The organism is Marivita sp. (genome assembly GCF_020055635.1).
Lineage (GTDB): Bacteria > Pseudomonadota > Alphaproteobacteria > Rhodobacterales > Rhodobacteraceae > Marivita.
This window is the reverse complement of record NZ_JAIPUT010000014.1, coordinates 1-14,999: the sequence shown is the minus strand read 5'-3', so window position 1 is coordinate 14,999 and position 14,999 is coordinate 1. Positions and strand designations below refer to the sequence as shown.

14 protein-coding genes are annotated in these 14,999 nt (G+C 64.9%); 10 read left to right on the top strand and 4 right to left on the bottom strand.

All coding sequences use genetic code 11. The features are described 5' to 3' along the window. The first annotated feature begins 75 nt into the window (after window positions 1-75). Window positions 76-1,005 carry a mechanosensitive ion channel domain-containing protein gene (locus LCF60_RS09070; RefSeq protein WP_292291272.1) on the top strand — a complete coding sequence of 310 codons (930 nt, stop codon included), beginning with the start codon at window positions 76-78 and terminating at the stop codon, window positions 1,003-1,005. A 12-nt stretch (window positions 1,006-1,017) separates the two neighbouring features. Here the strand turns inward: LCF60_RS09070 and LCF60_RS09065 are convergent, their stop codons facing one another. Further along, window positions 1,018-2,007 (bottom strand): NAD(P)H-quinone oxidoreductase, encoded by a 990-nt coding sequence (locus LCF60_RS09065; protein ID WP_292291271.1) that lies wholly within the window; start codon window positions 2,005-2,007, stop codon window positions 1,018-1,020. 226 nt (window positions 2,008-2,233) lie between these two features. Between LCF60_RS09065 and LCF60_RS09060 the strand changes: the two genes are divergently transcribed. Continuing rightward, window positions 2,234-3,523: an O-acetylhomoserine aminocarboxypropyltransferase/cysteine synthase family protein gene (locus tag LCF60_RS09060; RefSeq protein WP_292291270.1), complete on the top strand. Its 1,290-nt coding sequence runs from the start codon at window positions 2,234-2,236 to the stop codon at window positions 3,521-3,523. Between the two features lie 80 nt (window positions 3,524-3,603). On the opposite strand, the gene LCF60_RS09055 is transcribed toward LCF60_RS09060, so the two are convergent. Beyond that, the gene (locus LCF60_RS09055) at window positions 3,604-4,296 is read right to left on the bottom strand and encodes a metal-dependent hydrolase (protein ID WP_292291269.1); all 693 of its coding nucleotides are present in this window, start codon (window positions 4,294-4,296) and stop codon (window positions 3,604-3,606) included. Window positions 4,297-4,434: 138 nt separating this feature from the next. On the opposite strand from LCF60_RS09055, the gene bchE reads away from it, so the two are divergent. The 7 genes from bchE to LCF60_RS09020 all read left to right on the top strand — a co-directional run bounded on the left by bchE (window position 4,435) and on the right by LCF60_RS09020 (window position 11,387). Continuing rightward, entirely contained in the window at window positions 4,435-6,099 is a 1,665-nt protein-coding gene (gene bchE, locus LCF60_RS09050) for a magnesium-protoporphyrin IX monomethyl ester anaerobic oxidative cyclase (protein ID WP_292291268.1), read from the top strand. 43 nt (window positions 6,100-6,142) lie between these two features. Beyond that, entirely contained in the window at window positions 6,143-6,703 is a 561-nt protein-coding gene (gene bchJ, locus LCF60_RS09045; protein WP_363318401.1) for a bacteriochlorophyll 4-vinyl reductase, read from the top strand. A 195-nt stretch (window positions 6,704-6,898) separates the two neighbouring features. Next, the gene (locus LCF60_RS09040; RefSeq protein WP_292291266.1) at window positions 6,899-8,083 is read left to right on the top strand and encodes an HWE histidine kinase domain-containing protein; all 1,185 of its coding nucleotides are present in this window, start codon (window positions 6,899-6,901) and stop codon (window positions 8,081-8,083) included. Between the two features lie 137 nt (window positions 8,084-8,220). Continuing rightward, entirely contained in the window at window positions 8,221-8,508 is a 288-nt protein-coding gene (gene gatC / locus LCF60_RS09035; protein ID WP_085629752.1) for an Asp-tRNA(Asn)/Glu-tRNA(Gln) amidotransferase subunit GatC, read from the top strand. Then, the gene (gene gatA, locus LCF60_RS09030; RefSeq protein WP_292291264.1) at window positions 8,508-9,992 is read left to right on the top strand and encodes an Asp-tRNA(Asn)/Glu-tRNA(Gln) amidotransferase subunit GatA; all 1,485 of its coding nucleotides are present in this window, start codon (window positions 8,508-8,510) and stop codon (window positions 9,990-9,992) included. The genes gatC and gatA overlap by 1 nt, the downstream gene beginning before the upstream one ends. 22 nt (window positions 9,993-10,014) lie before the next feature. Further along, on the top strand, window positions 10,015-10,728 hold the full coding sequence (locus LCF60_RS09025) for a hypothetical protein (protein WP_292291263.1): 714 nt from the start codon (window positions 10,015-10,017) through the stop codon (window positions 10,726-10,728). A gap of 68 nt (window positions 10,729-10,796) precedes the next feature. Further along, the gene (locus tag LCF60_RS09020) at window positions 10,797-11,387 is read left to right on the top strand and encodes an N-acetylmuramoyl-L-alanine amidase (RefSeq protein ID WP_292291341.1); all 591 of its coding nucleotides are present in this window, start codon (window positions 10,797-10,799) and stop codon (window positions 11,385-11,387) included. Between the two features lie 97 nt (window positions 11,388-11,484). Here LCF60_RS09020 and LCF60_RS09015 read toward each other — a convergent pair whose 3' ends face one another. Together LCF60_RS09015 and LCF60_RS09010 are read right to left on the bottom strand one after the other, a co-directional pair. Beyond that, window positions 11,485-12,882, bottom strand: coding sequence for a helix-turn-helix transcriptional regulator (locus tag LCF60_RS09015; protein WP_292291262.1), 1,398 nt, complete (start codon window positions 12,880-12,882; stop codon window positions 11,485-11,487). A gap of 53 nt (window positions 12,883-12,935) precedes the next feature. After that, a complete protein-coding gene (locus LCF60_RS09010; RefSeq protein ID WP_292291260.1) occupies window positions 12,936-14,165 on the bottom strand; it encodes a multidrug effflux MFS transporter in 1,230 nt (409 codons plus the stop codon). A 175-nt stretch (window positions 14,166-14,340) separates the two neighbouring features. Here LCF60_RS09010 and LCF60_RS09005 point away from each other — a divergent pair. Then, window positions 14,341-14,999: carboxyl transferase domain-containing protein (locus tag LCF60_RS09005; protein WP_292291259.1), on the top strand; the 659-nt coding region annotated here is incomplete at its 3' end.

Sequence of the window (14,999 nt, the reverse complement as noted above, 5' to 3'; positions counted from 1 at the left end):
CGAAACCTTTAGGGGGAGGCGCCCGTGACTGCGGCGCGGCCACCCCGAGGTCGCGCAAACAAGGAAGGCCAAAGCATGGAAGACGTCGAAGCCGCCGCAAATGGCGCATGGGACAAGATCACCTCGCTCCTCACGGTGGAGATCTACAATGGCCGATCTCTGGCCGATCTGCTGACGCTCGAGGCGCTGCTGGGCGCGCTTGGCAATCTTGTCGGCGCGGTGGTCATCCTGATCCTGGGGGTCATCGTCTCGGGCGTGATCCAGCGCCGCGTCATCCGGATCGGCCAGATGCACGCCAGCCTCGACGACACGCTGTTCATCTTCTTCGGCAACATCCTGCGATACACGATCCTGGCCTTCACCGGCCTCTTTGTCCTCAATACCTTCGGTGTGCAGACCACGTCGATCATCGCGGTCATCGGTGCCGCCGGTCTGGCCATCGGCCTGGCCCTGCAGGGCACGCTGTCCAATGTCGCCGCCGGTGTCATGCTGATCCTGTTCCGCCCGCTCAAGAACGGCGATTTCGTGCAGATCAACGATGTCCTCGGCACGGTCAAGGAGATCACCCTGAACTACACCGAGCTTGCCGATATCGGCAACGTCAAGGTGGTGGTGCCCAATTCCGAGGTCTGGGGCAAGACGATCAAGAACTATTCCGCCTATGACACCCGCCGCGCCGAGTGGGAATTCGGCGTCGGCTACGGCGCCAATCTCGGGCAGGCCGAACAGGTGATCCGCGACACGATCATGGCCGACCCGCGCTCGCATGCCGACCCCGAGCCGTTCATCCAGGTCAACAATCTCAACAGCAGCAGCGTCGATTTCCTTGTCCGCGTCTGGTGCGCGTCGAGCGATTATTTCCAGTACCAGGCGGACATGAAGCGCCGGGTCAAAGAGGCGCTGGATGCCGCCGGCGTCGACATCCCGTTCCCGACCCGCACGCTTGTGATGCCGGATCAGGGCCGCGACCGCGACGCCCTGCCGCAACCGATGCCGGCGGAATGATCTTGGCGGCGCTCAGCCGACCTTGAGCACGATTTTCCCGATGTGGCTCGAGCCTTCCATCCGTTCATGGGCCTTGGCCGCGTCGGCCAGGGCAAATTCGCTGTCCATCACCGGTCCGATCCGGCCAGAGGCCAAATGCGGCCAGACCTCGGCCTCCAGATCGCGGGCGATGGCGGCCTTGGCGGCGACCGACTGGGGCCGCAGAGTCGATCCGGTGATCGTCTGACGCCGCATCATGAGCGGCGCGAAATTGATCTCGGCCTTCGGGCCTTGCAAGAACGCGATCTGCACCAGCCGCCCGTCATCGGCCAGCGCCTTGAGGTTGCGCGGCAGGTAATCGCCGCCCACCATGTCGAGGATCACATTGGCACCACCTTCGGCGCGCATGGCCGCTGCGAAATCCGTCTCGCGGTAGTTCCACGCCGCCTCGGCCCCCAGCGCGAGACACGCGGCGCATTTGTCGGCGGACCCGGCGGTGGTGAACACCCGCGCGCCGCGCAGGTTGGCCAGCTGGATCGCGGTGGTGCCGATGCCGGACGATCCGCCATGCACCAGGAACCGCTCGCCCGCCTGCAGGCCGCCGCGACGGAACACGTTCGACCAAACGGTAAAGAATGTCTCGCAGAGCGCCGCCGCCTGATCCATCGGCATGCCCTCGGGCACTGGCAGGGCGTGATCGGCGTGGGTTGTGACGTATTCAGCGTACCCGCCACCAGGCAGAAGCGCTGTGACCGCATCGCCCACATTCCAGCGCGACACACCGGCACCGACAGCAGCCACGGTGCCAGACGCTTCGAGACCGGGCAGGGGGGACGCACCCGCCGGCGGGTTGTAAAGGCCCGCACGTTGCAGCGCATCTGGGCGGTTGACCCCGGCATAGGCCACCTTGATCAGGATCTCGCCCGCCTTGGGCATGGGCACCGGGACCGACACGGGCTGCAAGACCTCCGGTCCGCCGGGGCTGGTGATCTCGATGGCGGTCATCGTGGCGGGAAGGGTCATGGCGATACGGTCTCCTGTCAGCTTGGTCTCCCTTGTGTCGCAGATTGCAGCGGTCCTGCAAGCCCGCAGGACCGGTGTTTCGCTCTGCCGTCGAAACCCGGAACGTCGTCCCGTCGGGAACCGGGCGAGCCTGTCCGTCTGTTCTTTCGCACAAGGCAGCAGTTGTGAGCGCCCCCGCGATGGCCTAATCCTGTGCGCAACCAGACAGACCAAAGGGGAGACAACCATGACAGACGGACCCGACTACGGTTTCGACACGCTTCAGATTCACGCCGGCGCCCGGCCCGACCCGGCCACCGGCGCGCGGCAGGTGCCGATCTACCAGACCACGGCTTACGTGTTCCGCGACGCCGATCACGCGGCGGCGCTCTTCAACCTTCAGGAAGTCGGCTACATCTATTCGCGCCTGACGAACCCGACCGTGGCCGCGTTGCAGGAACGCATGGCGACGCTCGAAGGCGGCGCGGGCGCGGTCTGCTGTTCCTCGGGACATGCGGCGCAGATCATGGCACTGTTCCCGCTGATGGGTCCGGGCAAGAACGTCGTCGCCTCGACACGGCTCTACGGCGGCACGATCACCCAGTTCAGCCAGACGATCAAACGCTTCGGCTGGTCCGCGACATTTGTCGATTTCGACGATCTGGACGCGGTCAAGGCCGCGATCAACGACGACACCCGCGCGGTGTTCTGCGAATCCATCGCCAATCCCGGCGGCTACATCACCGATCTGGATGCGATCTCGGCCATCTCGGACGAGGCTGGCATCCCGCTCATCGTCGACAACACCAGCGCCACGCCATACCTGTGCCGCCCCATCGAACATGGCGCCACACTGGTCGTGCATTCGATGACCAAGTTCCTGACCGGCAACGGCACCGTCACCGGCGGCGTGATCGTCGACAGCGGCAAGTTCGACTGGTCGGCAAATGACAAGTTCCCGTCGCTGAGCGAACCGGAACCCGCCTATCACGGCCTCAAGTTCCACGAGACCTTCGGGCCTCTGGCGTTCACGTTCCACGGCATCGCCATCGGTCTGCGCGACCTGGGCATGACGCTGAACCCGCAGGCGGCGCATTACACGCTGATGGGGATCGAAACCCTGAGCCTGCGGATGCAGAAGCATGTCGAGAACGCGATGGAAGTGGCGGGCTGGCTGGAAACCCACGATGCGGTCGAAGCCGTGACCTATGCCGGTCTGCCGACATCGCCCTACAACCACCGGGTCGAAAAGATCTGCCCCAAGGGCGCGGGTGGCCTGTTCACGGTCAAGCTCAAGGGCGGCTATGACGCCTGCGTGAAATTCGTGGACTCGCTCGAGATCTTCAGCCACGTGGCCAATCTGGGTGACACGCGCAGCCTGGTGATCCATTCGGCCTCGACCACGCACCGGCAGCTGTCACCGGAGCAGCAGGAAGCGGCGGGCGCCGGACCGAGCGTGGTGCGGATCTCCATCGGGATCGAAGACCCGGCGGACCTGATTGCCGATTTGAACCAGGCGCTGAACGCGGTCAGGTAGAGCTGGAAGGCCCTTCCAAGGGCCTTTTCCGCATTTTCGAAAATGCGGCAAGCCCGTTCGAACGGGCTTGCGCGCCCGGATTACAGCGTGATCGCCTGCATCACCTGCGGTTCGATCACCTCGACATCCGGCAGGCTGGCCTTGAGCACTTCGGCGTTCTGCTCCAGCAGCGGGAAGGTGCGGTAATGGCACGGGATCACCGTCTTGAAGTCGAAATACCGCTTGGCCGCATAGGCCGCCCCGGCCATGTCCATGGTGAAATGTCCACCCGCCGACAGGATGCCGATATCGGGTTTGTGGTAATCGCCGATCCACTCCATGTCCGCCATGATCGCCGTGTCGCCCGACAGGTAGATCGTGTGGCCGTCGCCCTTGATGACAAAGCCGGTCTCCATCCCCATGTAGACCGGGCGGTCGTTCTCGACGATGGACGAGGAATGTGACGCGGGCACCATGCTCACGGTGACATCCCCGAACCCGATCGTGCCCCCCTTGTTGAACCCCGCGCCTTCGATCGCGCCCTGTCCGAACAGGTAGTTCGCCAGTTCATGGATCGCGCTCACCGGGGCACCGGTTTTCTGAGACAGGGCGACCACATCCGTCGTGTGATCGAAATGCCCATGAGTGACGAGGATCTGCGTCGCCCCGGCGACGGCGGCGTCGTGGTCTTGGCCCTCCATCATCGGGTTGCCGGTCAGCCAAGGGTCGACCAGCAATATCTGGTCGCCGATTTCGATGCGAAATGATCCGTGTCCAAGCCAAATGATGTTCATCTGTGAACCTCCCTCCTGTGTCCGGGAAGGCTACCACAGCCTGCGCGGGGGAAAAGCTCTGATGCTGTCTTGATCCATGTCAATCAAATCTGACGGATTAAGTGTCAGAATAAGTTGACACATACGGGGAGAGTCGCCATGCGCATTTTGTTTGTCCATCCGAATTACCGCTCCGGCGGGGCCGAGATCGCGGGCACTTGGCCGCCCGCCTGGGTCGCCTACCTGTCCGGTCATCTGCGGCAGGCGGGGTTCGACGACATCCATTTCATCGACGCCATGACCGACAATATCGACGATGCCGAACTGGCGCGCCAGATGGAGGAGGTCAAGCCCGACGTGGTCGGCGTGACCGCGATCACTCCGTCGATCTACCGCGCCGAGGATGTTCTCAAGGTCGCAAAGGAGGTGGTGCCGAATGCCGTGCGCATGCTGGGCGGCGTGCACGCGACCTTCATGTACAAGCAGGTCCTGTCCGAGGCGCCCTGGGTCGATGTGATCGTGCGCGGCGAAGGCGAAGAGATCTGCACCGAGCTGATGCTCGCCATTGAGGACGGGCGCTGGCCTGCCGACAAGCACAAGATCAAGGGTCTGGCCTTCATGGACGGCGACCAGATCGTCGCGACCCCGGCGGCGAGCACGGTCAAGGACCTGTCCAAGATCAAACCCGACTGGACCGTTCTGGAATGGTCGAAATACATCTACATCCCGCTCGGCACCCGCGTCGCGATCCCAAACCTTGCGCGTGGCTGTCCCTTCACCTGTTCCTTCTGCTCCCAATGGAAATTCTGGCGCGACTACCGCGTGCGCGATCCCAAGGACGTGGTCGACGAGATCGAGGATCTGGTGGACAACCACGGTGTCGGCTTCTTCATCCTTGCCGATGAGGAACCCACCATCAACAAGAAGAAATTCGTGGCCTTCTGTCAGGAGCTGATCGACCGCGGTCTGCCCGACAAGGTCAAGTGGGGCATCAACACCCGCGTCACCGACATCTACCGCGACCGCGATCTGCTCAAGTTCTACCGCAAGGCAGGGCTTGTGCATGTGTCATTGGGCACCGAAGCCGCGGCGCAGATGAAGCTGGACATCTTCAACAAGGAAACAAAGGTCGACGAGAACAAGACCGCCATTCGCCTGCTGCGCGAAGCCGACATTCTTGTCGAGGCACAGTTCATCGTCGGTCTGGACAACGAGACCCCCGAAACGCTGGAAGAGACCTACCAGATGGCCTGGGACTGGCAGCCCGGTCTGGCGAACTGGTCGATGTACACGCCGTGGCCCTTCACGCCCCTGTTTCAGGAGTTGAAGGATCAGGTCGAAGTCTTTGATTTCAGTCGCTACAACTTCGTGACACCCATCATGAAACCCGCCGCGATGGAGCGGGGGGAACTGCTGGACGGGGTGATGAACAATTATCGCCGGTTCTACATGAAGAAGGCGCTGTTCCACTATCCGTGGCGCGGCACCGGCTTCCGGCGGCGCTATTTGCTGGGCTGTCTCTATGCCTTCCTCAAGGCGGGCGTGGGCCGGACCTTCTATGATCTGGGCAAGGTCGGCTATACCGGGCCGCAATCCAAGAACAAGCTGGATTTCCACTTCGACGAGACCCGCACCATCGCCGAGGCGCAGATGGAGGATTGGGTGTCGTCAGCCGACAAGGCAGCCGCCGCCAAGGAACGCCGCGAGGCGGTGAAGGCGCAGATGAAGGAACGGTCGGCCATGCGCACACAGGATTTCAAGATGCCGAACGGCGCCGAGGTCAAGGCCTGTGGAGGAGGATCGCAGCAAATGGAGGACGTCTGAGGATGTCCGCCACGATCCCCGCCACGCCACCGGTCACGGCGCGCTGATCGGGCCCAACGCCATCCTGCAACTGGTGCCGCAGATCGAACGGACCTGCGGCGCGGCGCGGGCGGCACAGATGCTGGCCAGGGCCGGGGTCGCCGAAATGCCCGATGGCAGCCGGATGATTCCCGAAGGCGACGCGGCGCGCCTGCATCAGGCGCTGCGCCGCGACATGCCCGAGATGGCACCGGACCTGGCCGCCAAAGCCGGCACGGCGACCGCCGACTACATCCTCGCGCATCGCATTCCGCAGCCGGTGCATTGGCTGCTCAGGGCGTTGCCGGCCCCCGTGGCAGCGCGCATGCTGAGCCGGGCGATCACCCGCCATGCCTGGACCTTTGCCGGTTCGGGCAGATTTGTCGCCCGGGGGCCGTGGCGATTCGAGATTGCCGACAACCCCATCGTGCAGGGCGAACACAGCGACGTGCCGCTCTGCCAGTGGCATGCCGCGGTCTTCCAGCAGCTGTACCGCACATTGGTCGGCCCGCATGTCCTGTGCGTGGAAACAGCCTGCTGCGCGATGCCCGGCCACGCCTCGTGTCAGTTCAAGTTGACACCGTGACTCCGCGATAATCAGCGGTTTTTCACCGAAACTGACATTTCGCCTTGGAGCGACATTTTTGCCTCGGTAACATGAAGGCGACTCAATCTCGCCGGGTCAGAGCTGCCCCGAAGTGCCGCATGACGGGTGCGCTCAGGCTTGGGTGCGGTATGTCTGTCAGCCACGTCATCTTTCGCGTCATCGGGGGCCGCACGCTTGAACATTCAAAAGTCGACCGACTTTGCCGAGTTCCCGACCGAGCTTTTGCCGGACCATTACGCGCGCCTCGCCGACCCGGATCGCCTGCATGCGCTGGCGGAAACCGGGGTGATGCACGCCTCCTCCGAAGACGTGTTCGACCGCGCGGTCCGGCTGGCCAGCAACCTTCTCGGGGTGCCTGTCGGGCTGGCCTCGTTCGTGTCCGACACGCGGCAGGTTCTCAAGGCGCAATGCGGTCTGCCAGAGGGCTGCGCGGACCTGCGCGAAACCCCGCTGAGCCATTCATTCTGCCAATATGTCGTGGCGCATGACCGCCCGCTGGCGGTGTCGGACGCGCGCGAACATCCGCTGCTGCATTCGAATCCCGCCATACAAGACCTTGGAATCGTCGCCTATCTCGGCGCGCCGATCCACGCGCCATCGGGTGCGGCGGTCGGGGCTTTCTGCGCCATCGACCACATGCCCCGAAACTGGACCCGGACCGATGCCGAGGCCCTGACGGATCTCGGCAGGACGCTGGAAACCGAGTTGCAACTTCGGCACGAGCGCGACGCGATGCAGACGCTGGCGCGCGAACTCAATCATCGGGTCAAGAACCTGTTTTCCGTCGTTGGCGGCATGATCAGCCTGACAGCACGTTCCGCCGACAGCGCCCAGGACATGGCGCGTGTCCTGCATGGCCGCCTGTCGGCGCTCTCCAGTGCCCATGGCATGATCAGCCCGGCGCTGTCGGACGGCAAGGTCAAGGTCGAAAGCATCGACCTGCACAGCTTGCTCGACCGGCTGGTCCAGCCCCATCTGCATCCGGGGCGGACGCAATTGTTCGTGGACCTGCCCACGCTGGGCGTGTCCGGCCAGACCGTGACCGATCTTGCCCTGGTGATTCACGAACTGGCCACGAACGCCGCCAAATATGGCGCCTTGTCTGTCGCGGATGGCACCGTCACCGTGAATGGCGTGGGCCAGGGCGATGAGTTCAGGCTTGTCTGGCGCGAAACCGGTGGCCCCGACATCGCCGAGCCGCCAAGCCCGAGCGGTTTCGGCAGCCGCCTGATCGACCTGACCGTGGCCCGACAGATCGGCGGGGCCTTCGACAGCACGTGGCACCGGTCCGGGGTCGAGCATGTCCTGACCTTGCCGCGCAGCGTGTTCGACACCGAAGACGCCGCCGGGGCGGCATGACGGACGGGACGGAAGGGACGGCGGCGCCGGTCGATCACGGCGCGTTGAGGGATCGGTTGCGCCCTTGAACCCACTCCCGGCTAGGGCTAAACGCTGCCAAAGACCAGCGTTCCGCAAACCCGGGGGGATCCCGCCGCATGTCCATTGATATCGAAACCGCCGCCCGCGTGGCCAAGCTTGCGCGCATCCGCGTCGAAGACGATGCGCTGCCCGCTCTGGCGCAGGAGTTCAGCAACATCCTCGGCTTCATCGAGCAGCTGAACGAGGTCGATGTCGAGGGCGTTGAGCCGATGGTCAGCGTGGAACCGATGCGGCTCAAGCGGCGTCAGGACGGCGTGACCGATGGCGGCATGCAGGACAAGGTCCTGGCCAATGCGCCCGACGCGCGTGAAGGCTTTTTCGCCGTGCCGAAGGTGGTGGAATGATGACCGATCTGACCAGCCTCAAGATCTCCGAGGCCCGCGACGCGCTGCGCAAGGGCGAAGTGACTTCCGTCGAGTTGACCGAGGCCTGCCTCAAGGCCATCGACGCCGCCGACGCCTTGGGCGCATTTGTCCACAAGACACCGGAGGTGGCGCTGGGCCAGGCGAAATCCGCCGATGACCGGATCAAGACCGGCGACGCGCCCGATCTCTGCGGCATCCCGCTGGGCATCAAGGATCTCTTCTGCACCAAGGGCGTGCCGTCCCAAGCCGCCAGCGCCATCCTCGACGGCTTCAGGCCGGAATACGAAAGCACCGTCACCAGCCAGCTCTTTGGCGCGGGCGCGGTCATGCTGGGCAAGCTGAACATGGACGAGTTCGCCATGGGCAGCAGCAACGAAACCTCGACCTATGGCAACGCGATCAACCCGTGGCGCCGCGGCAATGACGACACCGCGCTGACGCCCGGCGGCTCCTCGGGCGGCTCGGCCTCGGCGGTCGCGGCAGACCTCTGCCTGGGCGCCACCGGCACCGACACCGGCGGGTCGATCCGTCAGCCCGCCGCCTTCACCGGCATCACCGGCATCAAGCCGACCTATGGCCGCTGCTCGCGCTGGGGCATCGTCGCCTTCGCCTCGTCGCTCGACCAGGCCGGCCCGATGACCAAGGATGTGCGCGACGCGGCCATCATGCTCGAGGCGATGTGCGGCCACGACCCGAAAGACAGCACCAGCGCCGATCTGGCCGTGCCGAATTTCGAAGCGATGCTGACCGGAGACATCCGGGGCAAGACCATCGGCATCCCGCGCGAATACACCATGGACGGCATGCCGGACGAGATCGAAACGCTCTGGTCCGAAGGGCGCAGAATGCTTCAGGACGCAGGGGCCACCCTCAGGGACATCTCCCTGCCGCACACGAAATACGCGCTGCCCGCCTATTACGTCATTGCCCCCGCCGAGGCGTCCTCGAACCTCGCGCGCTACGATGGCGTGCGCTACGGCCACCGCGCGAAACTGGCACAGGGCGACGGCATCACAGAGATGTACGAGAAGACCCGCGCCGAAGGCTTCGGCCCCGAAGTGCAGCGTCGCGTCATGGTCGGCACCTACGTGCTGTCGGCGGGGTTCTACGACGCCTATTACAACCGCGCCCGCAAGGTCCGCACCCTGATCAAGAAGGACTTCGAGGATGTCTTTGCCCAGGGCGTCGATGCGATCCTGACACCGGCCACACCCTCGGCAGCCTTCGAACTGGGCAAGCAACATTCCGACCCGGTCGAGATGTATCTCAACGACGTCTTCACCGTGACGGTGAACCTTGCCGGTCTGCCGGGCATCTCGGTGCCGACGGGGCTCGACAGGCAAGGTCTGCCGCTGGGGCTGCAACTGATCGGTCGCCCGTGGGAAGAGGGCGATCTGCTGAATACCGCCTACGCGCTCGAACAGGCGGCAGGCTTCGTGGCGAAGCCCTCCCAATGGTGGTAACACGCGCCGAACGAGGCAGGACATGACACAGACACGCATCCCCATCCGCAGCCTGACAGGTGGCGTCGTGCTGCTCGCCCTGACCGCCTGCAGCCCGACCGTCCCCAACAGCGCCCAAGGTGTCGGCTTCGACAATTACGACCGCTACCAGCAGCGCCGCGAAGCGGTGCTCGAAGGCCGCGCGGCCCCGACGACCATTACGGCACCGCCGCCGGTCACAGGCGCACCGCTCAACGCGATGTCCCCCGAGGAAAAAGCCCGCATCGAGGCGCGCATCGCCAATTCCGGCGTCGATCCGGTGCAGGCCTCCCCCGGCAACCCGGCGCCGCAGATCGTCGAAAACGCCGCCGGCATCTCGGGCGAGAACGATTTCGACGCCGTCTCCAACACCCGCAGCATCGAGGGCGATGCCGCCCTGATCGCGCAGAACCGGGCCCGCTACGAAATCATCCAGCCCGAAGCGCTGCCCACGCGCCCCGGCACCGATGCGCCCAATATCGTCGCCTATGCGCTCCAGACCACCAACCCCAGGGGGGCGCCGATCTACCGCCGCTCCGCCTTCGCCTCGGAAAACCGCCACCTGCGCAATTGCGCGGGTTTCGCCTCGCCCGACCTGGCGCAAGAGGCCTTCCTCGCCAGTGGCGGGCCGGACCGTGACCGCCAGAACCTCGACCCGGATGGCGACGGCTTCGCCTGCAGCTGGGATCCGGCCCCCTTCCGCGCGGTGCGCAACTGACGCCGCTCTGGCATCCATCGCCCAATTGCGGCCCGCGCCGGAACACCGCGCGGCCTGACCTGATCGTGCTGCATTACACCGCCATGGACTGCGCGCAAAAGGCGCGCGACTGGCTCTGCCACGACGATGCCCAGGTCTCTGCGCATTACGTGATCGCTCCGGATGGCACCATCTGGCACCTCGTCGACGAGGCCGACCGCGCCTGGCATGCCGGGGCAGGGGCCTGGGGTCCGGTCACCGACGTCAATTCCCGCTCCATCGGCATCGAGATCGCCAATAGCGGCGCCACGCCCTTCGCCGCGCCCCAGATGGACGCGCTCGAAACCCTGGTGGGCGCCATCATGGCGCGCCACGCGATCCCGCCCGAACGGGTGATCGGCCATTCCGACATGGCGCCGGGCCGCAAGATCGACCCCGGCGCGCGGTTCGACTGGCAGCGACTGGCGCGCCATGGCCTGGCCGTCTGGCCCGACGCACAGGGCACGGGGGATTTCTTGCGGAACGCGCGGTGTTTCGGCTACACCGCCGATGTGCAGCCCGACACGCTGCTGCACAGCTTCCGGCTGCGTTTTCGTCCGGGGGCCACGGGCCCGCTCGACGACACCGACCGCGCGCTGATGGCCGATCTTGCACATCGCTGGCCCGTCGCCCCGGCCTGATCTTCTCCGGTTCGGAAATATCCCGGGGGTTTGGGGGCTGGCCCCCAAGTGTTTCCGTCAACGGAAACACGCGATGCGTCGACGCATCGCCACCCGCTCAACTCAGTTCGTAGGGCAATATTCCGCGCCGATGCGTCTGGATCGTCAGCTTGCGCTCCAAGGGTGGCACCGACCGCTGATGACAATTCGACCGCTCGCAGATGCGGCAGGAGATCCCGATCGGCTCGAACGCCCCGTCGCGCGTGAGATCCAGACCGTCGGCATAGACCAGCGCGCCTGCATGTTTGACCTCACATCCCAGCGCAATCGCGTAGCGCCGCACCGGGGCACCGAAATGCCCGCCGGTCTTGGACACGTCGCGCGCCAGCGAGATATAGCGCACCCCGTCCGGGGTTTCGGCCAGCTGGCGCAGGAACCGGCCCGGTGTCTCAAACGCCCGGTGCACGTTCCACAGCGGGCAGGCGCCGCCGAAGCGGGCGAATTGCAACCTCGTGGCCGAGTGCCGCTTGGTGATCGTGCCGGCCTGGTCGACCCGGACAAAGAAGAAGGGAATGCCCTTGGCGCCGGGCCGTTGCAGGGTCGACAACCTGTGCGCCACCTGTTCGATCGACGCGCCGAAGCGCCGCGCCATCAGCTCCAGATCGTGGCGCGTCGCCTGCGCGGCCTGCAGGAACTGGCCGTAGGGCATCATGGCGGCGCCGGCAAAGTAATTCGCCAGCCCCAACCGGGCGATGTCACGGGCGGCGTCGGACTGGAACCGGCCCAGGTCCAGCGTCGCGTCCAGAAGCTTGCCATGCCGCGTCAGCGCCAGTTGCAGCATCATCTGGAAGGTCTGGGTTTCGGGCGCGGCCAGCGATGACAGGGTCAGCTCCTGGCGCAGCGCGTCGAAGCGGCGCAGGTCTGGGACATTGGCGAACCGCACATGCAGGCCCTCGTTCTCCAGCCCGCGAATGGCGGCGCGCACCCGGTCCGATCCGGTCAGCTTCGTCGCCACGTGTTCGGCGGCCTTGTCCACGGCGTCGATGTAATTGTCGCAATAATGGAAGAAGTCGCGCACCTCTTCCCAGGGGCTGGGCTGCAACTGCGCGCCTTCGCGGCCCAGGGCCTCGTCCAGTGACGCCAGCCGTTCATGGGTCTGGCGATAGGCGCGGTGCAGTTCGAGAAAGGCCCGCGCCAGCCCCGGCGCGTTCGAGGCCGTGAGGCGCAGATCGGCAATCGGCGGCGCGGCATCGGCGAAGACCGGGTCGGCCAGCGCCTCGCGCATGTCCGAGATCATGCGTTCCGCGTCGCCCTGGCCCAGTTCGGTGACGTCGATGCCGAACTCCTGCGCGAGCGCCAGCACCACCGTTGTCGACATCGGGCGCTTGTTGTTCTCCATCTGGTTCAGATAGGGCAGGGACACGCCCATCTTGGCCGAGAAATCGCGCTGGGTGATGCCCAGCCGGGTGCGAATCTCGCGCAGCTTGGCGCCGGCATAGAGTTTCTGGGTGGGCATCGCATCCTCGGGGCTTTGCAGCTTTGCAGCCTGTCAGGACCGAGTTTGCAAATTCACCCCGCGCTGTCCAGCCCCGCCAGACGGGCCGACCGCCAGATGACCAGCTGAATCGCCATGATCGCAAAGATCGCCGTGGCGAACATGATCCACAAGAGCGGCCAGGGGCCCGATCCCGGAACCAGCAATGCCCCCGCCAGCGCCGACAGGCCCGCGCCGCCGCCCAGCATGATCGCGCCGCCCAGGCCGCTGGCCGTGCCCGCCAGATGCGGGCGGACCGAAAGCATGCCGGCGGTGGCGTTGGGGATGGTCATGCCATTGCCCAGACCCACGAAGGTCATGAAGCCGAAAAAGGTCCATTCCGACCCCAGCCCGGCCCAGAACACGGCCATCGACAGGATGATCCCCGACGCGTTGATCAACGTGCCGGTAAACACCATGCGGTTCACGCCGATCCGGGCCGAGTAGCGCCCCGAGATGAAGTTGCCGAGGAAATACCCGATCGCGGGCGCGCCGAAGAAGAAGCCCAGGACGGCGGGCGACATGCCGAATACCTCGGTGCCGACAAAGGGGGCGCCGCCCAGATAGGCGAAGAACGCGCCCGAGGACATGCCGGCGGAGAGCGCATATCCCCAGAAGCGCGGGCTGGTCAGAAGCTCGGGATATTGCGCGAATTGCTGGGTCAGGGTCAGGCCGCTGACGCTGGCGGTTTCGCCAAGGTCGGACCAGGAGAGCCACAGCATCCCGAGGCCGAGAATGAAGAGCAGCCAGAAGTTCGACTGCCAGCCGAACACCTCGTCGAGGATGCCGCCGAAGGCCGGGCCGATCATCGGCACCACGGCCATGCCCATGGTCACGTAGCCGATCATCGACGCCGCCTGTTCCTGCGGCACGCAATCGCGCACCACGGCGCGGCTCAGGACCATGGCGGTCACGATCACCGCCTGCGCCATGCGGAAGGCGAGGAAGGTGTAGATGTCGGGCGCGTAGATGCAGCCCAGGGTCGCCACGCAGAAGCCGCCGATCCCCCACAGGATCACCGGGCGGCGGCCCAGCTTGTCCGAGACCGGGCCGATCAGGATTTGCAGCACCGCGTTGATCGCGAGATACCCCGCCACCGACAGCTGCATCAGCCGGTATTCGGTGTCGAAATAGGCGGTCATGTTGGGCAGGGATGGCAGGAAGATGTTCATCACCAACGCCGAAAGCCCCGCGAGCAGGATCAGTGTGACAATATGCGGCGGTGTGGATCGGTCGAGAAATCGGACCTTAGAGGCGTAACTCATCATGTATCGCTACGCCTGCGGTTGAGGAATGTCCATATGGGCAGGCGTAACGATACAATTTGCAGTTTTGCAAATTGCAGCACAAGCGATTTTCATGGTTTGCAAATTTGCTCTTTAAAGCTTGAGGGAATGCTGCGTAACAGTATGTTCCGGCGAAAGCGAAAAGGGACGGTCCATGAAAGATATTCTGCAAGAGTTGGAGACCCGCCGCGCCGATGCCCGCATGGGTGGTGGGCAGAACCGCATCGACGCGCAGCATGCACGCGGCAAGCTGACGGCGCGCGAGCGGGTCGAACTGCTGCTCGATGAGGGCAGCTTTGAAGAATACGACATGTTCGTCACCCATCGCTGCATCGATTTCGGCATGCAGGAGAACCGGCCCGCAGGGGATGGCGTGGTCACCGGCTGGGGCACGATCAACGGCCGCATGGTCTATGTGTTCAGCCAGGATTTCACCGTGCTTGGCGGATCGGTCAGCGCCACCCACGCGATGAAGATCTGCAAGATCATGGACATGGCGATGCAGAACGGCGCGCCGGTGATCGGCATCAACGACTCGGGCGGCGCGCGCATCCAGGAAGGTGTCGACAGCCTTGCCGGATATGGCGAAGTGTTCCAGCGCAACATCATGGCTTCGGGCGTGGTGCCCCAGATCAGCGTGATCATGGGGCCCTGCGCCGGGGGGGCCGTCTACAGCCCCGCGATGACCGACTTCATCTTCATGGTCAAGGACAGCTCCTACATGTTTGTCACCGGCCCGGACGTGGTCAAGACGGTCACCAACGAGCATGTCACCGCCGAGGAACTGGGCGGGGCCACGACCCACACGCGCAA